The organism is Paenibacillus sp. TAF43_2 (assembly GCF_052113545.1).
Classification (GTDB): Bacteria; Bacillota; Bacilli; order Paenibacillales; family Paenibacillaceae; genus Pristimantibacillus.
The window spans coordinates 1-22,094 of sequence record NZ_JBFRDK010000112.1; the positions used below are offsets into that span (position 1 = coordinate 1).

Genomic DNA, 22,094 nt, shown 5'->3' on the forward strand with positions numbered 1-22,094 from the left:
TTATCCAGCACTGCACCTTCCAATTTCTCCGCCTTGTATTCAGAAAATGCAAGCTGGCCTAATTCAGGTACTGAAACATACTGGCTCATCCACAAATAAGTCCGTCCGTTGCTTTCTTTTACAAAACTAACCTTTGTGCTTCCATCTTCGTCGACAAAAGCTCCATCCTTGGTGTATATAAATTTCTGATCTGGAGCAACCATTCCTGACAACGACAGTTCCCCGTCTTTTATAGCTACATTCCACTGATCGCCTTGAGTACTGTAATAACCTGCGTACTTCGCAAGATCTTTTGGCATGTCAGCCTTAACTGGCTTGCCAAATGATTTATCTGGCTTGATCTCTTTAATTGCGCCCTTCTCTTTCATCGCCTGAAGGAGCAATTCACTCGCTAGCAGTTGATTTATTGAGGAGCTACCGCCTGAGGTAATGACTGCTGCAGCCATGTTCTGCTCGGGAAGCACGACGAAGGAGGAATGATACATCTGTGTGTCTCCTCCTTTGACGAGGGCTTTTATACCATAATCATTGAAAGGGAATAAGCGTACGCTATCCCAACCAAGTCCGTAGTCCATCGAGTTATCCGCTTCTTTGGGCCATAATCCCTTCCTATACTCTTCTTGCTCCATGGCCTGTGCTGATTTGATGGATAGTACGTCCGCTCTCTTCCCAGTAAAGATTTGCGAGAATCGAACCAAATCCTCCGCAGTAGAGTAGACTCCGCCTGTACCAATCGCATTGGTCGTCTCCGTTGGAAGCTGGCCCTCATAGGCAGGAGAGTAAAGGCCGGCGAATTTGCTCGTCTCTACCATGTCTTGTGGCGTCATAGTATGTTTCATACCCAAAGGTACAGCAAAATTGTCATGAATGAATGCAGTAAATGTCTTTTTACTAACTCTTTCTACAAGAATTTCTGCGAGCGTGAATCCATCATTACAATACACTGAAAAAGCTCCCGGTTCTGCCTTTAATTTCTGTGTAGACAAGTTCTTTAGCAGCGAATCGTGTACGTATGTATCTGGATCATTAAATAAAAATGCACTGTTTAAACTCGAACCCTGCAAACCAGATGAATGATTCAACAACATGCGCGGAGTAATCTTTTTATAACGTTCATCTTCCATCTTAAAATCCGTAATATAGTGTACGACGGGGGTATCGAGATTGATCTTACCTTCATCCACTAATTTCATGACTGCTGACGCGGTAAACATTTTGCTCGTAGAGCCAATACCATAGATGGTTTCCTTCGTTAAAGGGATTTTTCCTTCTATGTCGTTAACTCCTGATTGTCCCGATACTTTGATCACTCCATTATCGATCAGGGCATACTGCACGCTAGGTATTCCATATTGTTGAGTTAGAAGTGCCGCTTTCTCAGAAGCAATCTTCTCTAGCGTCTTAGAATAAACCGATGCTACGGTGCTGGAAGCCATTGCGTTTGTAGGAATAAGCGGGGTCAGAACTAAGGCCGCTGCAAGCGTCCATATAAATCTTTTTTTCATATCATCCACATCCCTTTGTCTCTCATTTTGAACGATTACGAATTATTTTTAATTCAATTCTAGCCTGTACTGAGTCTCCTTTCTTACCGTCATTCTAGCATTCCAGTCTTACGCGCCATTAAACTTAATCTTAATTCCATCTACGATATTTCGAAGACAGTTAAGTTTCTGTTAAGGCTCTCCATAATTGAGCGGTATTCTGAAAATAAAAAAACCGCGTTAATCGCGGTTGGGATAAAACTATGCTTTCGTCATATCAAAATAATCGTATTATCCTTCTCCATATACCAGGCCGTTGATTTTCTTTTATGATAGACAGTGAGAAAAAGTTCAATATCAGAGTTAGATGGTCTGGCGCCTCTTATCTCTTAACTCTTATAAACCAAAAAATTCCTCAGACGTTTTTCTCGTAGCCTCAGCTACCTCTTCTACTGGTTTCCCTATACACCGTGACACAGTTTGCAAAATGTGTGGTAAGAAAGCCGGCTCATTCCGTCCATCCTGCGGCTTCCCTTTCAAATCTCGTGGCGTTAAGAATGGCCCATCCGTCTCAATCATAAGCCGGTCTAGCGGAATCATTCGTACAAGCTCTTTCAGGTGTTTGCCTCTTCGCTCATCACAAATCCAGCCTGTGATTCCAATATGGAATCCCATTTCAAGATAAGCCTTAAGTTCTGGCAGAGTCCCCGTAAAGCAATGGACGACCGCTTTCCGAACCGATTGTTCCTTAAGAATAGCTATAAAATCCGAAAATGCTTCCCGCTCATGCAGAAACAGCGGCATATTCTGCTCAATCGCTAAATCAATTTGCTCAGCAAACCATTTGCGTTGCACATCCCGCGGAGAGAAATCCCGGTTATAGTCTAATCCGCATTCTCCGATGGCCACCACCTGCGGCTGTGCCGCCAGTTGTTTGAGCTTCTTCATCGTCTCATCTGTACAGCTCTTCGCATCGTGAGGATGAACACCCGCAGTAGAGTACAGCTTTCCGGGTAAACGACCTGCATAGCGGGCAGCTTCCATGCTGTTCCTCAAGCYTGTTCCCGTGATAACAAGTGGAGAAACCCCATTCGCTGCCGCCCTTTCAACCACCTGTTCACGATCTTGATTATACGATCGATGCATCAAGTTGACGCCAATATCTATAATTTTATTTTCCATCGTTTATTCGCTCCGTTCGATTTCATTTCTTGTTGCTTCTAATGTACACACATACTCTTTACGTCCAAAATCTTCTAATTGCATTATAAGCATTTCAAATCAATGGAGGGTAGGGAATGTTTGATTAAAAGCATTTTTTACAATGAAATGATATCGATTAAATGGGTAATTACATTTTTTCCCCTTAGATTTATTCCTCTGCATCCAACACATGCATTTCACTTTGAAGCCACAGAAAAAAGCTAATATAAGCGTGGAATCATCTCCTATACGAACTGTTGCTCCACTACCCAATAATCACAATATATTAAAATATTGACGCGAAAGATAATAGTGTATATATTATATATATACGGTAGATACTCTATCAACGAGAACGAGGTAATGAAACATGAAAATTATTATATCCAACGCATCAAGCGATCCGATTTACATCCAAATAATGAACCAGATTAGGCAGAGCATCTTGAGCAATGAAATACGTGCAGGTGAACTCCTTCCCTCCATTAGGCAGCTTGCCAAGGATTTGCAAGTTAGTGTAATTACAACTAAGCGTGTTTATGAAGAGTTAGAGAAAGAGAAGTTAATCGACTCAGTTGTAGGTAAGGGCTGTTTCGTATCGGGAGCAAATAAAGAATTTATTCGGGAGCAGCGTATGAAACTGTTAGAAGAGAAAATGATAGAAATCATTCGAGAAAGCAAGGAACTAAACATGAGTCAACAAGATCTAATCAATCATTTCACTCTCTTTTTCGAGGAGGAACAGACCCCATGAATGCAATAGAATTACGTAATCTTACAAAAACATACAATCATTTTACAGTCGATAATGTATCTTTAGATGTAAAAAAGGGCTACATAACCGGACTGATTGGTCCGAATGGTGTCGGTAAAAGCACTTTGATCAAAATGATGCTCGGCATGATCCGTCCAGACTCCGGTAGTGTAAAAATATTAGGCTGCGCTATGCCTGAACATGAAGTTGATATTAAGCAGCGCATCGGCATCGTGTCGGATGACTGCTTCTATTATGAACATCTTACGATTCGTGATATGAAGGAGATGATCGCACCTTTCTACAAAAAGTGGAGCAATACTAAGTTTAACGGCTTACTTGAACAATTCGAGTTGTCTCCTAAGAAGAAGATCGATGAGTTATCAAAGGGGATGAAAATCAAGTTTTCGCTTGCAGTTGCCTTATCGCATGAGGCAGAGCTATTAATTATGGATGAGCCAACCTCTGGACTTGATCCTGTGTTTAGAAGAGAATTGCTTGATCTACTTGGGGATATGATGCAGGACGAGAGAAATACCATTATATTTTCGACCCATATTACAACAGATTTAGATCGCATTGCAGACTACATTACTTTCATCAATCGTGGAAAGCTCGTATTTAATGAATCAAAAGATGAAGTATTCGAGAGGTACGCAATCGTCAAAGGTGACTTGCAACTGCTTGATTCGGATATACGAAGCAATTTTATCGGGATTCGTGAGACTGATGTTGGGTTTGAGGGCTTAGTAAACAATAGGCAAGATGCCTTACAGTTGTTTGGCAATTATGTTGTTTTCGATAAACCATCCTTAGAAGACATCATCTATTACACTGCTAAGGGAGGGCGAATTCATGCTTAACTTGCTTCGTAAAGACTTCATCGCTTTAAAAAGCTCACTAGGGCTTATTATACTTTTTCTCGCTGTATACAGTATTGCATTTATACCAAAACATGAATCATCTATTCACCTTGTGGCTATCTATACAGCTTGTGCGTCACTTAGTCTAGGTATGATGATCGATATCAAAAAAAATCACCATACATTTCTGGTCACGTTGCCGATTAGCCGTAAACATATTGTAAAAGCGAAATACATAACAGCCATCATTTACGCACTTTTTGGAGTCCTTGCTTCTTATGGGATTCATTCTCTCGTTAAAATAGCATTCCCTCAGCTAAACAAGCCGGATTATTCGGTCATAGACATGCTAGTTCCATTAGGAATAGTGCTTGTTCTAACTTCCATTTATATGCCGCTCTTTTACACACTTAGTAAAAAAGGAACCGGTATTATAAATTTCGTATTTATGATTATCCTAATTGCTCTGGCGCAGCCTACAGCTATGTTTATGAATATGATAAACAACCAAGGCTTTAGCAATGACCAAACGCTATTTCTTATCCCGATTACTGTCTTACTGTTATTCATTGCTTCCTATCACTTAACTGTACATCTGTTTACTAGAAAGGACTTATAGGAGGCCGCACAAGTATATAACAAGTGATAAAATAATAAGGAGATCTGGTCAAATGAAAGTTACACCAAACAAAGTTCGATCTAATCTAAAAAGAAGTTGGATGTTTCCGATTGGACTATTTCTTGTTTYACAATTATTCTTTATCATCTGTGATCGTTTTTCATGGGCGCCAAACTTGCAAGAAGGGGCATTATTTAACCGGATATATAACTCCATATCTCATTCGAAGCTGTTTATGGAATGGTTCGTCCCTTATAAAACCACACAATTCAACATATTCACAGCCATCTTTTCTATTACATTACTTCCCGTTGCATTAATAAGAGCAGTAAGAAGCAACTATTCCAGAAAATGAATGGTTTAGTACTTATATTGTCTGCCGTTCCTCTAAACACAAAACCAGCTCATGCAAATTCCGCATGAGCTAGTTCAATGTCTATTGTAAAAATGGATCAGACTTTTCCGTATTGTTTATACGATGTAGTAAAACTACCGCTTCTACATGCACAGTCCAAGGAAACATATCCACCGGCACAACCTCAGTCGTCCTATAACCGCCGTCCTCCAGCACACGCAAATCCCTTGCCAGTGTAGAAGGATTGCAGCTCACATACACCACTCGCTCCGGCTTCATCGCCAGAATCGTCTCAAGCAGTGCAGGGTCGCAGCCTTTGCGCGGTGGATCAACGACAATAACATCGGCCGTTATGCCTTCCTTGCGCCAGCGAGGAATARCAACCTCCGCAGGGCCCGCCTCGAATGAGGCGTTCGTAATGCCGTTGAGCGCCGCATTCCGCGCCGCATCCTCGATTGCCTCGGGTACAATTTCAACGCCATAAACGCGTCCAGCCTGCCTTGCAAGGAACAGCGATATCGTACCAATGCCGCAATAAGCGTCAATCACCGTTTCCGAGCCTGTTAAGCCAGCGTACTCGACCGCTTTACGATATAACTCCACCGTTTGCATCGGGTTCACTTGATAGAACGATCTCGCCGATATTGCGAAGCGAATGCCGTCGAGCTCATCATAGATAACCTCGCTGCCCCAGAGGACACGAGTCTCATCACCGAATATAACGTTCGTATTCCGCTCGTTCACATTTTGAACGATGCTCTTCACGCCCGGTAGCTCCTCGCGGATGCGCCTCACCCATTCATCCGACGAAGGCAGCTTCCTGCTGTTCGTGACCAGCACGACCATGATCTCGCCGGTGACAACGCCTGTCCGTGCCATCACATGGCGCAGCACGCCGCGGCCAGTTTCCTCATCATAAGGTGTGGCGCCAAGCTCACGTCCAATTCGCTTCACTACACGAATAACCTCATCATTATGCTCATGCTCAATCAGACAATCGTCCATATCGATAATCCGATGGCTGCCGCGGGCGTAGAAGCCTGCAATTAATTGACCATCTTTAGAACTGGTGCCGATCGGTACCGATGCTTTATTGCGATAACGCCAAGGCTCGTYCATTCCAACAGTAGGGTGAACAACAACCCCAGCAGACGCACTCGCTCCATCCGACAGATTGCCTTCACCATCCACATTCAGTTTGCCGATTCGCATCAAGTTATCCACAACATGCTGGCGTTTCCACTCCAGCTGCGCCGGATAATCGAAATGCTGCAGCTGGCAGCCGCCGCATTCCTTATAAATATCACAAGGCGGTTCTATACGAGATGGGCTCTTAAGCATCAGCTCTTCAAGCTTCGCATAGCCATATTGCTTCTTTACCTTCATCACCTTCGCGCGCACACGCTCATCAGGAAGTGCTCCCTGTATAAAAAGGGTAAAGCCGTCAGCGCGGCCTACCCCTTCTCCATCATGTGTCAGGCCGATAATATCGACGGTGACTTCTTCATTTTTCTGAAAAGGCGCATCTGCTGGAATCGCCGCTGCACGAGTACCCGTACCCGCAGCACCCCGCGATCTGCCTTTGCCGCCCCTGCTTCTACCTTTGTTCATAAACTCTCTCCGCTCTATCTTCAATGCTGTTGCATGCTAGTTCCTATTTATCATTCCCAGATTTCCGAATACATAAGGGCTTAACGGTAAGTCGATTCCCCAGTCTCATCAGCAAAAATACGCAAATGCGACGGCAGCACCGAAAAAGTACACGGCAGCACGCCGCCATATTCGCCATCGAGGTTAATTTGCACATAATCCGGTGTAGTCACCTTTAGTTCATCCGTCCGAAAATGAATCACATGTGGATCGTTCAAATGCTCGCCGCGCAGCGCAAGCGTCACAAGCTTAATAAATTCCGGCAAATTGCATTTGCGGATAAGCAGGACGTCCAGAAGCCCGTCATCAAGCTTGGAGTCCGGCGCGAGTCGCTCGAAACCGCCGACCGAATTGCTGTTGCATATGAGGAACATCATGAACTCATCATGGAATTCCCCTACACCCGCTGCATGAAAAGTCAGCTCAGTTGGCCGAAGTCGGGTCATTTTCTCCATGCCCTTCATATAATATGCCAGCTGCCCAATCATCGTCTTAAGCTTGCTCGGCACATCATAGGTCAGTTCCGTTAAGGAGCCGCCTCCAGCAATATTGATAAAATAGCGATCATTCGCCTTACCGACATCAATCGGCCGGCTATATTGCTGAATAATTAGGTCGACTGCGTACTCCCAATGCTTCGGAATACCCATCGCCCGTGCGAAATCATTGGTTGTGCCAACTGGCAATATGCCAAGCGGAGGTCGATTCGCCTTGTTCGTCAAGCCGTTGATAACCTCATAAAGCGTACCGTCACCGCCTGCAGCAATGATCATATCATAACCGCGGTCCGCGGCTTCAGCCGCTGCAAGCGTAGCATCTCCCTCGCCTATCGTGGCGTGGCAGCTCGTTTCAATACCGCCCTGTTCAAGACGCTGAAGAATATCTGGCAATCTTTTTTTCATTTCTTCTCTTCCCGATGTCGGGTTATATATAAGTCTTGCTCGTTTGATTGCCATCTCGGTTCACCCCTAACAATCATTCAACCTAACATTTATTCTGTAAACGTGACATGCTTCTCTTCGCGCAACCGTTGTAAACCGTCGATCATCTGATGCTCCAGCCAAAGCTCAATCACTGCATTAGGAAGCATCGCCTTGCCATTATAGCGATATACAAAACCATTAAGCCGATTTGGAATGACATGATTGGTAAAATAGCCTTGGCTGAGAAATAGCGGCACAACAATGACCGCTTCCTGCGGATTCGCTGCCTGCATCGCTGCCAGTTTTCCTGCCGCTTGGTCTGGCAATAGCATGGCATACTCTGCGCGCTTATATCCACCGAGCGCTCTAACCCGCTCGCCAAGCTTCTTCAGCCCTTCCTGCCAGCGCTCATGAAATACCTTTTCTTTGCTTCCGTGGCCAATAAGCAGTAACGCTTCTGACTCTGGTTTTGTGGATAAGGGTGCAATGTTTGAAGCGAGCAGCTCTGCAATTTGGGGATCATCGTCAATTGGGAGACCATAATGAATCGTAGCTTTGACTCGAAATGTACCTAAGTCACCCTCCAGATCGGAAACCCATGGAAAACCAAATGCTTGCCCAATTTCATCCACATGTGTACTGCCCGAAGAAACGAACAGCGGCACTACGAACATATCCGTAACACCTTGCCGCTCTAATTCATCAATGCCATCCTGAATAAGCCGTCCCTCCACGATCTCGAGAAAGGACGACATAATTGGAACGCCTGATAAACGGGGCGAAGCCGCTGCTGCTGCAACCGCCTCATCAACTAACTGTACCCATGCAGCTTCTCTGGAGCCGTGGCTAATGACAAGAATGCCTGGCTTCATCGCATGATTCCTACCTTCCAAGCCGTTCTAAAGCCATTTTATAACCGTCATTGCCATAGTTCAAGCAACGCTTCACTCTGGATATTGTTGCTGTACTCGCGCCTGTCTCGGCTTCAATCGCGTTATAAGTGCTGCCTTTTCCGAGCATCCGTGCTACTTCAAGTCTTTGCGATAACGATTGGATCTCATTCACCGTACACAGATCATCGAAGAAAACATAACATTCCTCAACTGACTTCAATGTAAGCACCGCTTCGAATAATTGATCTATTGCTTTATCGTTCAGCTTTTTAAGCTGCATGCGAATTCACTCCTATTAAAACTAATGCTACTATTGTAACTTTTTTACCCGTTTTTTTCAAACATTACCGAATTAACGCAAGGAAATGCCCCTCCTATTTGACGCGAACTCACATACAAGCAGCAGGCATTTATCTAGAAAAAAATCTGCACCCGAGACATTCGTCCAATCCTTATGTTCGCCTACTCCATAAACTGTTATAAAAGAAGGGTTGTGATCCGTGTGAACTATCGCAATAACCCCGGTACCAGCAACCAGCAAAACGATTGGCACGGCGGCCAGCGTCTGGCACAAGAGCCGTTCAGCAAATCGTCTGGCGCAAAGTCGAGCGGTTTCAGCTTTGGCGGAAACCTGCCAACAATGCCGCCGGCTTCGCAGCAGGCGCAGGATATCCTGCCCGTCGTTGTACCGGATACAACTGCTGAGCTTATAGAATCGACCACTAGCACCAAAGCAAGCGGCTTCTCACTTGCCAATCTAGGCGAAATTAAAGGTTATATCGATCGTTTGGGCGGCATCGACGGTATCTTAACGACCGTGACAAAGGTCCAGAAGGTCATGTCGAGCGTTTCTCAAATGGCTCCGCTTGTCAAAGTGCTTATGGGCTCCTTTGGCAAAAAATCAAAAGAATCTGATGACGATGATTCTGACGAATGGAAACCAAAGCGCCGCAAACGCCGCAAGCCAAGAGCTGGTTCCGGCTCAGGCAAAAAAACCGTTCGTCGTCGCCGTACTACACCTAAGAAACGCTAAATACAAATTCCAAGGTTTATTATAAACATATTTAACCTACATCTATTAAAGTGAAGCACCCTGATTGCCGCGAATAACGCAGCGATCGGGGTGTATTTTATTTCATCCATTTATGCACATGATCACACTATAAATAAAATAGTTATCCAGCTGTGGATAACCCACTTCCCTTGTCTGTCCACATAAAAACCGTTTGAATTCGTACAACATTGTTATGAACTGTGTACAAGTGCAACCTTCGACAGTTTTCGTCAGCTTCCATCTTACAATCCATACACAGCTGTTCGTACAATGTGCATATGTTTTCTGCTTATGCTGAAAATATATAAATTCTCAAAAGAAAACGAATCAATTCTGCCGCATATTATGGTAGCAACGAAGCTGAAGCGGCTGTACAACCATCAAATGTGGAACTCATACACAGCTGTTATTAATTATGTGAATAGATGCAATTTTCGCGAATTTTTGATAAACGTTGTCCACAGAGGATAAACGTTAGAAGAGAACACAAAAAATAGTGAGGAGCATCTCATTCCCCATGAGCCTAGGCTCATGGCGAGTGAGGTTTTCCTCACTATCTCATTTAAAGAGTCAGATCACTATATTACCGAAGAGTAATCGTTTTTTCAAGCTTTTCTTATAGGAAGAAGAAATGAATGATCCAGTAGAAAAACATCGCCATGATAATTGTAATGGGAATTGTAATAACCCACGCTACGATGATACGACCTGCAACTCCCCATTTAACAGCGGAGAACCGTTTCGCGCTGCCGACACCAAGGATTGAAGACGTAATAACATGTGTTGTGCTTACTGGAAGATGAAGCATCGTTGCCGTCAAAATAACGGCTGCTGAACCAATGTCAGCTGCAAAGCCGTTGATTGGTTCGATTTTGAAAATTTTTGTCCCCATCGTTTTGATGATTTTCCAGCCGCCGACTGAGGTACCGAGCGCCATCGCTGTCGCTGCGGAAATTTTAACCCATAGCGGAACGTCCATCGTGGTTTGAATACCGGAAGCAACTAGAGCAAATACGATAATACCCATTGCTTTTTGAGCGTCATTCGTACCGTGAGAGAACGATTGGAAAGCAGCTGTCAGGATTTGACCGAAGCGAAATCCTTTATTCACCTGATGCGGGCTTGATTTAGCAAAGATTTTCTTGAGAATCCACATAATGATAAAACCTGCGGAGAAAGCAATGAGCGGTGAAAAAATCAACGCTTGTACAATCTTGATCAATCCACCGCTGTTAATTGCGCTCATGCCTGCTCCGCCGATTACTGCGCCTGCGAGGGAGCCAATCAAAGCATGAGAGGATGAGGAAGGAATACCGAACCACCAAGTAATCAGGTTCCATGCGATTGCTGACAATAGAGCCGCAATAACTATGGGAACGCCGTGCTCCAGCTCTGCTGGATTGGCTACACCTTTACCAATTGTGGCCGCAACGCCTGTAAACGTAATCGCACCGACAAAGTTCATTACGGCGGCCATTACGATTGCAACTCTAGGTTTTAACGCCCGAGTCGATACGGCAGTTGCAATCGCATTTGCCGTATCATGAAATCCATTTATAAAATCAAACGAAAGCGCTAGAAAYACGACAATCCATAGAACCATTAAATCCATTGTAAAAGACTCCCACTCTCTAGATTAGCTATTACGCATAATGATCGATTCCAGCGTATTGGCAACGTCCTCGCAGTAGTCGGTCGTTTGCTCTAGCATCTCATAAATCTCTTTGCGCTTCATCAGCTCAATTGGATCTGTGACATTTGCGAACAAGCTCTTGATGCAAACCCGAAGCAGGTCGTCAGCTTGGTTCTCCAGCTCGTTAAGTGCAATATTTGGCTCGCGTATAGCAAGCAGCTTCCGTTCTGTAAGCAAATAAATTGCTTTCTTAATTTGATGCGACGAACGAACGAGAATATCGCCAAACAACGTTATGTACTCGTCCTTCTCAAGAATGTTGTACATTTCAAAACGAGATGCGCAAGCTTCGATGCCATCAAGCACATCATCAAGCGAAGTCGTCAGGGCCATAATATCTTCACGTTCAATCGGAGTGATGAACGTTTTGTTCAGCTCCTTCAAAATCGTGTGTACATGCTTGTCGCATCTACTTTCGTATTCCTTCATGGTCTTGGCGAAAGCTGATACATCCGATAGGTCTGACAATCCTTTGGCAAAGTACTCCACAGCCTCGACAATTGCGTCAGCCATTTCTTCGAACGTCTTAAAGAAAATATCCTTTTTCTTGAACATCGTAATCCCCTTTACACGACTTGATGTTTAGGCGCACTGCTATGAGCCCACAATATCTTAACATAGTTTACATGTGAATTGTTAAGAGAATGTAAAGGTTTTATGAAAAATTTTAGATTTTCATAAAAAATATAAAAAAGACGCAATCCTGTAACAAGATTGCGTCCTTTTGATCCTTGGAAGCTCATCCGTCAACGTCTGTTAACAGTGTCTCCAACTTGCTACGTTTGTACCCATGTTACATGACCTTCGAATGTCGGTTTGTTTGGCACGATATGAAAGAAAGTTTTTCCAGGGACAAACGGCAGCTCTGCTCCATTCTTTACAATTCGAATCATTCCATCTGGAGCTCTTACCCATTCTGCTTCGATCGCTTTGCCTTTCTGGAACAGAATCGCCGAGCCTCCTTTTGTCAGATCGACGGCCAATCGTCCCTCTTTATCAAGCGTCTTATGATCCGCTCCAAGAACAACCAAATTTGTACCGGAAAGCTGTTCATTATTGTTCATATCGATATGCGGTTTGTCGCCAATTGACCGTTTATATAGGCCTGATACTGAATCGTATTTGTATCCAACGTTATAATTTTTGAGCATAAAATTTATTGTAATGTCGGCTGCCGAGACACCAACCTCTGTGGAACCCGCTTCCGCGAATGTATAAGGCGGAACCTGCTTGTCCATGCTGTATTTCTTCTTCTCTGCGCCTGTACGCAGCTTCTCTAGATTTGAATACAAATTATGCGGAGCCTTGCGTTCCTTGCTTCTCCAGAAGTAGCTGCCTGCATTCGAGATTTCATCCAAATAAGGTTTGCCCTGCCTTTGCAGCACTGCATAACCATCATTGCTCGCCCCTGCATGGGCAAGCACCGCGCCATAACTGTCTCCAATATCAATAAGATAAGGTCTAATGCTGCGTATAGGTCCAATCGTATCGGTTATTGCGCTCGTACTCTGAAATACGGCAATTAAACGAGTAATGCCGCCTTCCGCAAGCACTTCCCAGATGACGTCAGCATTCGTTAAACCAGACTGTGGACGAGCTGCTGCGAAATTATTAATCATAACGACAATCGGTCTTGCACTTGCCGCATTTTCCAGCTTTAGTCCGCTTAGCGGAGCATCATAAGGGAGCGGCGTCGGGGCTGTCACTGGCTCATCCTTACTATTAGGATCAATAATATCATTTGTCTCTGTCGGTGTATCGTTGCTGCCTTTCCCTCCACTGCAAGCTGTAATAAGGAGTATAAGCGATAATAATAGCAAAACTGCCGATTTTCGAATTCTTTTATTCATGCGTTTACCTGCCTTTTCCCGCTAAAACATAGCTTGTATTCGTTTTCATATTACTTCCATTTAAACACAATTGAGGACGTATGTCTCGACAAATAAGTTGCTTTCCAGGTTAAAAAATCCAAATTTTTCATATCATATCCCAATTTCCTGACAGAAAGCTTGGTCTTAGCACCGCATGGACGTGCGACAAAAAAATAGAAGGGACAAGCTCTTGGCTAACAAGAACTTGCCCCTTCTATATTTTCATGCCGCTTTAAATACTCCAGTGATGCCATTCTTCTTGCTGTTTATCAAGTCCGTTTAGCCAATCTGAGGTTACGCGAATCGCTTCCTCCTGATGATTGCGAGCGGAGTAGGTGTGATTCGCTTGAAAAATAATTTCCTTATCGCAAAGGCCCTCATTGCGGGTCCAGAACACCTTCTGGTATAAGAAGCTGTAATCGACAGGTATAAGCTCATCGCTAGTACCGTGAACCAGCAGCACCTCGCCGCCAAATTTAGTAGCAGCTTGGAAAGGCTGGTGTTGAAGCAGCGAATCAAAAAATACAGGCTGCAGCGTATACCCTTGATAATCGGAGCTTCCTCCAGTTACAGCATCGTCATAGCTGCTGCGTCCTACGATCCGTACAATGTCATTGAACGGATAAGCAACAGGCGACCAAAGCACAAGACGTTTAGCGCGCTTATCTTTAACTGCTGTCATAATCGCTACCGCCCCGCCTAGACTGTGGCCAAGCAATACGATTCTGAGCGGATCAACACATTCCATGCTTGATAAATAATTAATCGCGCTTCTAGTCTGATCAACCATTGAATCAAAGCCGAGAGCTCCGTAGTCACCGCTGCTCTCGCCACAGCCGCCATAATCGAAACGAAGGACATAAGAGCCTTGCGCCGCAAGCGCTCTAGCCGTTTTTACAAACAAACGGTCAACTCCTATGCGAGAGCCTATGAATCCATGGCATATAATGATGGCTTGTTTTTTTTCTGAATTGTTTTTATTTCCATCCGTAGGGTAATGCAGCGTTGCCGCAAGCTCAAGCTCGTTATGTCGCAGCGTCAAGTGCTTTTCCATCCGATAACCTCCTGAAAGCCTATATATAATAATTCCTACCCGTATACTATGAATTAATATTAAAATTATAATATCATCACTGCTCAGTACCTGTCAATCTCACAAAGAAAATAAAACCAGCAAACTTTATACTGCTCCTAATCGGGACATACTACCCATATGTTTAGCAGATTCACATTTTAGGAGGTGCAAAGCTATGCCTTTATGGATTGCCTTTATAAAGGATCACTGGCTGTCCTTGCTGCTTATTTTAGGAATCGCAGTTGCGATATTGTTTGTATATGCGAACCGCAAGCTGCTGTTCTATAAAGAATGACGATAGGAGCACCGCAAGCAGCTGAAGGAATGGATTATTCCTCATGCATAATCGGCACTCGAATCGTCACAATTGTTCCGGCTCCACGTTCGCTGTCAATGGTTAACTGACCGCCGTGGAGCTCAATGATCTCCTTGCATATAGCTAGTCCGAGTCCAGATCCGCCATGGCCGGTGCTCGCTTTATAAAACTTTTCAGTGACATGAGGCAAGTCCTCCGCTTCAATCCCACAGCCTGTATCCGCTATCGTGAGCATCGCGCTATCTTGTTCGATGGTCGTTGCTACACGAATGGTGCCGCCAGCAGGTGTAAACTTGAGCGCATTGTCAATTAGATTAATGATCACCTGCTTGAGCCGATTCGCATCCCCTCGAACAACGATTGGGCTTTTGCCATAGTTAGCCAAAATCCGTACCCGTGTATGCTCCTCGCGAACCCCTAGCTGATTAACTGTTTCTTTAACCGGACCATTGAAATCAAGCACTTCGCTATGCAACTCCATCGTCCTAGCCGACAGCTTCGAGAAATCGAGCAAATCTTCAACCAGCCCCGATAAGCGCTCCGTTTCCTTGCTAATAATGGATAAGCCCAGCTTTACCTCTTCATCATCCTCGGTAGGCTCGCTTTCCTTTAATGTTTCACTCCAGCCCTTAATCGATGTAAGCGGGGTGCGAAGCTCATGGGATATCGAAGAAATAAAGTCATCCTTCAGCTTCTCACGTTTGCTAAGCTCTAATACCATGGCATTAAACGTTTCCGCTAGCTGACCAATTTCATCATCATTTCGCTGAATAGCCCGATGCGTCCAATCTCCCTCGGCCATATAGCGCGCCGCTCGTGTAAGCTCTCGAATCGGCTTCACGATTCGCTGGGCGAGAAACAAGCTTAAGCCAAGAAACAAAAGGACAACTCCGATACCAACCGCTGTTGCCATCCGTATAAGCAAGCTCACCATCGCATCTACTTGATTCAAGGAAGCTGAATAACGAAGCATGGATACGACCCGTGTTTCATTCCAAAGCGGTATCGTGACCGACATGACCCGCTCTCCATAATAAGGATCAACTCCCCGCCAGCTTCCCGTTGTCCCTGCAATCGCAGACTTTACATCAGCAGTCGTATAACGAATATCTGGTGCAAAACCGTCGGAATCGATCCGAATTTGCCCCGTGCTATCAAGAAGCTGCAGCCTAGTGCCGCTCTCAACCATGTATTGCAAAATATAATCGCCCTGATCCTTCACTGTAAGCGAGGAAAGCGAACGGCTGTGCAGCGTTAACGCCGACTCCGCACGTTGTTTAACGGAGCTCTGCGCGCTTCCGTAATAGTAGTTCCACATTAATGCTGCGAACACGCCACCAAGTACGCTGACGACAAGCACGATGAGCAGCAAATAGCTCCACACCATTCTCGTTTGTACGCTTTTCATTCGTCGCCGCCCCGCTTCCACCGATAACCATAACCCCAAACCGTTTCAATAAAGGCTGGATCGGATGGGTTTTTCTCGATTTTCTGGCGAATTCTTCGAATATTCACGTCCACTACCTTAAGATCTCCAACATAATATCTGCCCCATACCTCTGTCAAAATATGATCTCGGCTGACGCTCTCTCCGACTCGTTCCATCAATAGCCGTACAAGCGTCCATTCCGTAGGCGTCAAAATAATTTCCTTGCCCTGCTTCCACAGCTTCCGCTCTGCTACAGAGAGCCGGAACGGCTGTACATGCAGCTCCTGATGAAAGCTGCCGCTTCCATAAATCATCGTAGGCTGCTGTTCTTCTATCGGACGCTGAACATGAAATGCAGATGTCGGTGCCGCTATAGGCGCTGCTTCGCCACGGTACACTTCCTCACTTGCCGCAATCGATTCAGATGCAGCACCAACCTCTTGCTCCTGATCATCCAGCTGAGGCTTCATTCTCCGATAGAGCGACTTAATGCGCGCAATAAGCTCGCCTGGACTGAAAGGTTTCTGCACATAATCATCTGCCCCAAGCTCCAGCCCATGAATTTTATCCTCTTCCTGCGACTTCGCCGTTAGCATAATAATACCCATGCGCGGATAGCGGGCACGCAGCTGCTCGCACACTTCAAATCCGCTGATCGTCGGCAGCATAACGTCAAGCAGCGCAATATCGATAGGCCCTTCTGTATCTGCAAGCGCTAACGCTGATTCGCCTGTTTCCGCCTCTATCACTTCCATATCGTTGCGCTTTAGATTAATGCGGACAAAGCCGCGGATGGACTCCTCGTCCTCCAACAATAATATACGCATAGCTCAAAGCACCCGCTTTTCTCTCTTAATCGTTACGGATAGTAAGCGAAGAGGCAAACTCTGCTTCTACCCCTGCCATCTCGCTAAAAGCTTGCCGGTCTGCTTCAGGCCACTCGGCTGGAGCTTCCACTACGAATGAAACCGCAAAAACATTGCCGCTGTCCGTCATTAGCTGCCGATATCGTTTAGATTGCTGCTTCCAAGTTGATTCAACGCTATCCCACTGCTTCTGCGGTACTGCATATAAGGTCGCCAGCTTGGCTGTCTTATTCAATTTTTCATTCCAGTAATCGATGGATACAAGGGCATGCGGCTCGTTCAAGCTGTGCATCGTATAACGGCCTAACCATTGTTCAGGTATACGAAGCTGTATACCATAACTATAATCAGAAAATTCCTCTGTTATTTTCACAAAATCAGATTTACCGTCCCATTGCATCCATTCATCCAACCATTTGGAATCTGAATAAGGAACCTCTGAATAACCCGGAGCCTCTTTCGTCCATGGCAGTTCAAAGATGCCATCGCCATTGATATCCTTGCTCATCGTTGGCGTGCCGCTAATTCCTTCCTGCCCTATAGATCGATTCGGATAAACGAGCCTGAGCTTGTTTCGCTCCCACACGTACATAGTCGTATAAGTACTGTGCGCGCCGGTCGATGCTTCCAAAATAATACCTCTACGAGTAGGTGAAATCCGTCCAATGAGCAAACGATCATAACTATTCACTTCTTTATACAGGTTCTCTGTATGTATTTCCCGCATGCTCCCGTTGATCCAATTGTAAAGGGTTAAATGGAATTCAGGCAGCGCCATTTCTTGATTCGTACCGATCTCCGATATAATCGCAAGCTCTATTCGTCCATCCTCATTAATGTCGCCCGTATCTCCATAAGAATAAGGCAAGGTCTCCATAGGCTTCAACGTCAATTTGCCGACGTCATTGCGAACTGGCTTTGATTTAAATGAATAAATTTCGAGCACATTCGGACTGTCAAAAGCTCCGATCCACCCGATCATGATTTCCATTTGACCATCGTTATCGAGATCCTCTATTTTCAGCCAATCGATTAATCTAGCCAGCGGCTGCTGAATGAGCACCCACGGCTTCCATACGGAATTCGTATATTTGAACACCATTAACTCAGGTGAACTGTATTCATTGTAATAAGAAACGATAGCCTCTTCCGTTCCGTCTCCGTCCACATCAATGAGGCGTATGGCTTCCATATGATCCTCTCTAAGAGGAAGCGTCAGCTTGCTGTAAACCGGTAAATTTTTTTCAATTGCCTGCACGATAGCCTGTTTCTCGAGTGAAATAGCAGGCTTCTGCAGAAGATCTGCAGGCGCGGCTGTATAACGACAGCCAGCTGCGAGCAATAGGAGTGGAATCAAGCCGCCGAGCATTAAGCTCCATCTCATGATTGGTCCACGCCTATTTCTCACATTACTATCACTTGCGTTATCCAACGTTGCAGCCTCCTCGTGCATGTTCCCAGTTAAGCCAATTGATCGGCAGTCACTAACGTATAACCCATATTTTCCAAAAGATCAATGATAGCAGGTAAAGCGTGTACCGTATTTTTTACATGTTTGCTTCCAAAAGAATGCATTAATATCATACCATTTGGTTTGGCTTCTTTCTTAATCATTTTAATCATATCGGAAGACGAGGTGCCCGCCCAGTCGCGCGTGTCGATATTCCAGCCAATTAGTTCACGATGATTTTCTTTCACTAATGCTTTAACTGTATCCGATACCGCCCCATAAGGTGCGCGGACCATTGCTGGTGTTATGCCGATCGCTTCTTTAATCGCGTTGTCTGCTTCTTTAAATTGCTCAATAATTCCCTGCTCGTCTAGCTTAGACAAATCCTTATGATTGTTTGTATGATTGCCAATTGCATGCCCTTCGTCAACAATACGCTGCATCACTTCTGGATTTTTTGCAACTTGTTGCCCAACTACAAAGAAAGTGGCCTTAACTCCTTTTTCCTTCAGGATATCCAAAATATCGGTTGTATAACGCTTGTCTGGACCATCGTCGAACGTGAGCGCGATAAGTTTTTTGCCTTTGTCTGGCTTTGATGCTGCTATGACTTGATCCGGCTTGTCCAGCTTTTCCGTTACAGGAACTTCAGGTTTTCCCTTGTCTGGTTCGACTGGCTTATTATCCACATCGCCATGAATGATATCACCGTCTTTGCCTCCGTCGTTGCCGATAATAACGACATCTCCGTCACCAGTGGTTCCGCTTCCCGTTTCTGGCCCTTTCTCGTTGTTCCCATTATCTACAATGGGATTTTTCTCGCCTGTCAAAAGCGTTGATAAGCTTAATCCGCCTTTTGCCCCACAAGCACTGAGGCTCATGATTACTACAATCGATAGAACTCCTAAAAACAAAAAACGACGCTGCCTTACTTTTTTCATTACACTCACCTTCTATTCCTCGCTGATAGATTCATTGTAACGCTGCGGCATATTGATAGAGTTACAAATTAGTAACACCTTTCGAGTGATTTTGACACACTTGGCACAAAAATAGGCGAAAATAAAAAAAAGCCAACCAGAGATTTCTGGTTGACCAAAATAAAGGAAAGACCATATTTTTATTTCGTACTAAGCATCTTAGATTAGTGCTTTAGCAGCAATGTCCGTACGGTTTTGCTTGCCTTCAAAATCGATCACGCTAACCGCTTCATACGCGCGTGCACGAGCCTCTGCAATGTCGCGGCCGCGGCCAACGATACCTAGAACGCGTCCGCCGTTTGTAACGAATTGCCCATCCTTCTCAGCTGTCCCAGCATGGAACACGAGAGCTCCCTGCGCTTCTGCTTCTGCAAGACCGGTAATTACGCGTCCTTTTGGATAAGAAGCTGGATAACCTTCCGATGCGACAACAACACAAACGGCTGCTTCCTCGCTCCACTGAATATCAAGCTGATCCAAATTGCCATTCAGCGATGCTAGCACGATGTCGATCAGATCCGTTTGCAAACGAGGCAGTACAACCTGCGTTTCTGGATCACCCATGCGAGCGTTAAATTCGATCGTTTTTGGACCGTCCTTCGTAATCATAAGACCAGCGAACAAAACGCCGCGGAATGGACGGCCTTCGCTGACCATCGCTTTTGCCGTTGGAATGATAATGTTCTGAATCGATTCGTCAATGATGGCTTGATCGATATGAGGCAGCGGTGTATAGGTTCCCATGCCGCCTGTATTTGGACCTTTGTCTCCATCAAAGATGGGCTTATGATCCTGTGCTGGAACCATAGCGCGAACCGTCTCGCCGTCAACGAAAGCGAGAATGGACATCTCTTGCCCTACTAAGCATTCCTCGATAACGATTTGGCTTCCTGCTTGGCCGAATACTTTATCAACCATCATGTCGCGCAGCGCTTGCTCCGCTTCCTCTAGCGTAGCTGCAACCGTAACGCCTTTGCCAGCTGCGAGCCCGTCAGCTTTAATAACGATAGGAGCGGATTGCTCGCGAAGGTAAGCGGACGCTGATTCATAGTCGGTGAATGTTTCATATTTCGCTGTAGGAATATCGTATTTTTTCAATAGATTTTTCATGAAAATTTTGCTGCCTTCGATTTCAGCCGCATTTTTGCGAGGACCGTATGCCACGATTCCTGCTGCTTCGAATGCATCTACAATACCATCTGCAAGCGGATCATCCGGACCTACAAAAACAAGATCAATTGCAGCATCCTTTGCAAACTGAATAAGCTCATCAAATTGATTGACCGCGATCGGTACAATTTCAGCTAGCTGAGCAATACCTGCGTTGCCCGGTGCGCAAAAAATTTCTTTTACCTTCTCGCTTTTCTTAAGCGCCCATACGATTGCATGCTCTCGTCCGCCGCCGCCAACTACCAAAATACGCATAACCGTTAACCTCCCAAATGACTAAATACAAGCAAAAACGCATTAAAAAATGCAGCCGCCGCCCGCGCCAGCTCTCTGTCGTTAACGTGCGGCTGCCTATTTGAATAGCTGCGCCAGGTTCTAGTGTTTAAAGTGACGAACGCTTGTGAACACCATCGCGATGTTGTTCGCATTAGCCGCAGCAATCGACTCTTCGTCTTTGATTGAGCCGCCTGGTTGAATGATCGCTGTGATGCCAGCTTTGGCAGCAAGCTCTACCGTATCGCCCATTGGGAAAAATGCGTCCGATGCAAGCGCTGCTCCTTTTGCCGCTTCGCCAGCTTGTTCAATTGCAATGCGTGCTGCGCCTACGCGGTTCATTTGACCAGCGCCAACGCCAATCGTCATATCGTCCTTCGCTAGCAAAATCGCATTCGATTTTACATGTTTAACAACTTTCCAGCCGAATAGCAGCTGTTTCAGCTCTTCCGCAGTCGGTTTGCGATCTGTTACAAACTGCAAATCTGCTTCTGTTACCGAATGAACGTCGCTCTCTTGTACGAGCATACCGCCGTCAACTGAAGTAACAAGCCATTCCGGCTTGCGCTCACCAGCTGCGGAAAGCTCTCCCAGCTTCATCAAACGGATATTTTTCTTCTTCGTCAAAATCTCAAGCGCTTCAGGCGTGAAGTCAGGCGCGATGATGATTTCGAGGAAAATACCGCCAAGCAGCTCAGCTGTATCTGCACCGATCGTACGGTTAGCAGCTACGATGCCGCCGAAGATCGACGTTGGGTCTGCTGCATAAGCTTTTTGATAAGCTTCATGGATTGTAGCGCCGATTCCTACGCCGCAAGGATTCATATGTTTGACAGCAACGACCGCTGGCTCGTCGAATTCTTTTAGAATTGCGAGTGAAGCGTTGGCATCGCTAATATTGTTATAGGAAAGCTCTTTGCCGTGCAGCTGCTCAGCAGTCGTTACGTTGCCTGCTGCCGCAAGCGGCTTGCTGTAGAATGCAGCTTTCTGGTGCGGGTTCTCGCCGTAACGCAGATCCTGTACCTTCTCGTAAGTAACGGTGTACGTTTCAGGCAATGATTCGCCCACTTGCTTGGTCAAGTAATCAGAGATAAGGGAATCATAAGCCGCAGTATGACGGAACACTTTGGCAGTCAGGCGTTTGCGCGTCTCAAGCGTCGTATCGCCTTGTGC

The 22,094-nt window shown here is 45.4% G+C and carries 21 protein-coding genes; 5 read left to right on the forward strand and 16 right to left on the reverse strand.

Going from position 1 to position 22,094, the window contains the following annotated elements:
• The coding region (locus AB4Z17_RS21535; protein WP_441961975.1) for a serine hydrolase domain-containing protein at positions 1-1,505 on the reverse strand (1,505 nt) is incomplete at its 3' end.
• Between the two features lie 375 nt (positions 1,506-1,880).
• Positions 1,881-2,666: a TatD family hydrolase gene (locus tag AB4Z17_RS21540; RefSeq protein WP_441961977.1), complete on the reverse strand. Its 786-nt coding sequence runs from the start codon at positions 2,664-2,666 to the stop codon at positions 1,881-1,883.
• A gap of 391 nt (positions 2,667-3,057) precedes the next feature.
• Here AB4Z17_RS21540 and AB4Z17_RS21545 point away from each other — a divergent pair, with 391 nt between their 5' ends.
• The 4 genes from AB4Z17_RS21545 to AB4Z17_RS21560 are packed head-to-tail and all read left to right on the forward strand — an operon-like array spanning position 3,058 to position 5,278.
• Positions 3,058-3,441, forward strand: coding sequence for a GntR family transcriptional regulator (locus AB4Z17_RS21545; protein ID WP_441907911.1), 384 nt, complete (start codon positions 3,058-3,060; stop codon positions 3,439-3,441).
• Positions 3,438-4,304, forward strand: coding sequence for an ABC transporter ATP-binding protein (locus tag AB4Z17_RS21550; RefSeq protein ID WP_441961979.1), 867 nt, complete (start codon positions 3,438-3,440; stop codon positions 4,302-4,304). Before AB4Z17_RS21545 ends, AB4Z17_RS21550 begins: the two co-directional genes overlap by 4 nt.
• The gene (locus AB4Z17_RS21555) at positions 4,297-4,923 is read left to right on the forward strand and encodes an ABC-2 transporter permease (protein WP_441961980.1); all 627 of its coding nucleotides are present in this window, start codon (positions 4,297-4,299) and stop codon (positions 4,921-4,923) included. The genes AB4Z17_RS21550 and AB4Z17_RS21555 overlap by 8 nt, the downstream gene beginning before the upstream one ends.
• A 52-nt stretch (positions 4,924-4,975) precedes the next feature.
• Complete coding sequence (locus AB4Z17_RS21560; RefSeq protein ID WP_441961982.1) at positions 4,976-5,278, forward strand: YfzA family protein; 303 nt, start codon at positions 4,976-4,978, stop codon at positions 5,276-5,278.
• A gap of 81 nt (positions 5,279-5,359) precedes the next feature.
• Here AB4Z17_RS21560 and rlmD read toward each other — a convergent pair whose 3' ends face one another.
• The 4 genes from rlmD to AB4Z17_RS21580 form a co-directional block, all read right to left on the reverse strand.
• Complete coding sequence (gene rlmD, locus AB4Z17_RS21565; RefSeq protein ID WP_441961984.1) at positions 5,360-6,889, reverse strand: 23S rRNA (uracil(1939)-C(5))-methyltransferase RlmD; 1,530 nt, start codon at positions 6,887-6,889, stop codon at positions 5,360-5,362.
• 80 nt (positions 6,890-6,969) lie between these two features.
• Positions 6,970-7,878 carry a diacylglycerol kinase gene (locus AB4Z17_RS21570; protein WP_179089927.1) on the reverse strand — a complete coding sequence of 303 codons (909 nt, stop codon included), beginning with the start codon at positions 7,876-7,878 and terminating at the stop codon, positions 6,970-6,972.
• A 41-nt stretch (positions 7,879-7,919) separates the two neighbouring features.
• Positions 7,920-8,744: a sirohydrochlorin chelatase gene (locus AB4Z17_RS21575; RefSeq protein WP_441961985.1), complete on the reverse strand. Its 825-nt coding sequence runs from the start codon at positions 8,742-8,744 to the stop codon at positions 7,920-7,922.
• Complete coding sequence (locus AB4Z17_RS21580; protein WP_054026535.1) at positions 8,734-9,024, reverse strand: YerC/YecD family TrpR-related protein; 291 nt, start codon at positions 9,022-9,024, stop codon at positions 8,734-8,736. Before AB4Z17_RS21580 ends, AB4Z17_RS21575 begins: the two co-directional genes overlap by 11 nt.
• A gap of 222 nt (positions 9,025-9,246) precedes the next feature.
• Here AB4Z17_RS21580 and AB4Z17_RS21585 point away from each other — a divergent pair, with 222 nt between their 5' ends.
• Positions 9,247-9,777 carry a tyrosine protein kinase gene (locus AB4Z17_RS21585; protein WP_441961987.1) on the forward strand — a complete coding sequence of 177 codons (531 nt, stop codon included), beginning with the start codon at positions 9,247-9,249 and terminating at the stop codon, positions 9,775-9,777.
• A 637-nt stretch (positions 9,778-10,414) separates the two neighbouring features.
• On the opposite strand, the gene AB4Z17_RS21590 is transcribed toward AB4Z17_RS21585, so the two are convergent.
• The 10 genes from AB4Z17_RS21590 to purH all read right to left on the reverse strand — a co-directional run.
• Entirely contained in the window at positions 10,415-11,410 is a 996-nt protein-coding gene (locus tag AB4Z17_RS21590) for an inorganic phosphate transporter (RefSeq protein WP_076271085.1), read from the reverse strand.
• A gap of 24 nt (positions 11,411-11,434) precedes the next feature.
• Positions 11,435-12,046, reverse strand: a complete 612-nt coding sequence (locus AB4Z17_RS21595) for a DUF47 domain-containing protein (protein ID WP_076271086.1) — start codon at positions 12,044-12,046, stop codon at positions 11,435-11,437.
• Positions 12,047-12,267: 221 nt separating this feature from the next.
• Entirely contained in the window at positions 12,268-13,341 is a 1,074-nt protein-coding gene (locus tag AB4Z17_RS21600; RefSeq protein WP_441907932.1) for a DUF3048 domain-containing protein, read from the reverse strand.
• A gap of 253 nt (positions 13,342-13,594) precedes the next feature.
• Complete coding sequence (locus tag AB4Z17_RS21605) at positions 13,595-14,416, reverse strand: alpha/beta hydrolase (RefSeq protein WP_441961989.1); 822 nt, start codon at positions 14,414-14,416, stop codon at positions 13,595-13,597.
• A 350-nt stretch (positions 14,417-14,766) separates the two neighbouring features.
• Positions 14,767-16,161 (reverse strand): sensor histidine kinase, encoded by a 1,395-nt coding sequence (locus AB4Z17_RS21610; protein ID WP_076271089.1) that lies wholly within the window; start codon positions 16,159-16,161, stop codon positions 14,767-14,769.
• Entirely contained in the window at positions 16,158-17,009 is an 852-nt protein-coding gene (locus AB4Z17_RS21615) for a response regulator transcription factor (protein WP_441961991.1), read from the reverse strand. The genes AB4Z17_RS21610 and AB4Z17_RS21615 overlap by 4 nt, the downstream gene beginning before the upstream one ends.
• Positions 17,010-17,034: 25 nt before the next feature.
• Positions 17,035-18,480 (reverse strand): hypothetical protein, encoded by a 1,446-nt coding sequence (locus tag AB4Z17_RS21620; RefSeq protein WP_441961993.1) that lies wholly within the window; start codon positions 18,478-18,480, stop codon positions 17,035-17,037.
• 29 nt (positions 18,481-18,509) lie between these two features.
• A complete protein-coding gene (locus AB4Z17_RS21625; protein ID WP_441961995.1) occupies positions 18,510-19,439 on the reverse strand; it encodes a polysaccharide deacetylase family protein in 930 nt (309 codons plus the stop codon).
• Between the two features lie 198 nt (positions 19,440-19,637).
• Positions 19,638-20,903: a phosphoribosylamine--glycine ligase gene (gene purD / locus AB4Z17_RS21630; RefSeq protein WP_430061039.1), complete on the reverse strand. Its 1,266-nt coding sequence runs from the start codon at positions 20,901-20,903 to the stop codon at positions 19,638-19,640.
• A gap of 120 nt (positions 20,904-21,023) precedes the next feature.
• The coding region (gene purH / locus AB4Z17_RS21635; RefSeq protein WP_441961997.1) for a bifunctional phosphoribosylaminoimidazolecarboxamide formyltransferase/IMP cyclohydrolase at positions 21,024-22,094 on the reverse strand (1,071 nt) is incomplete at its 5' end.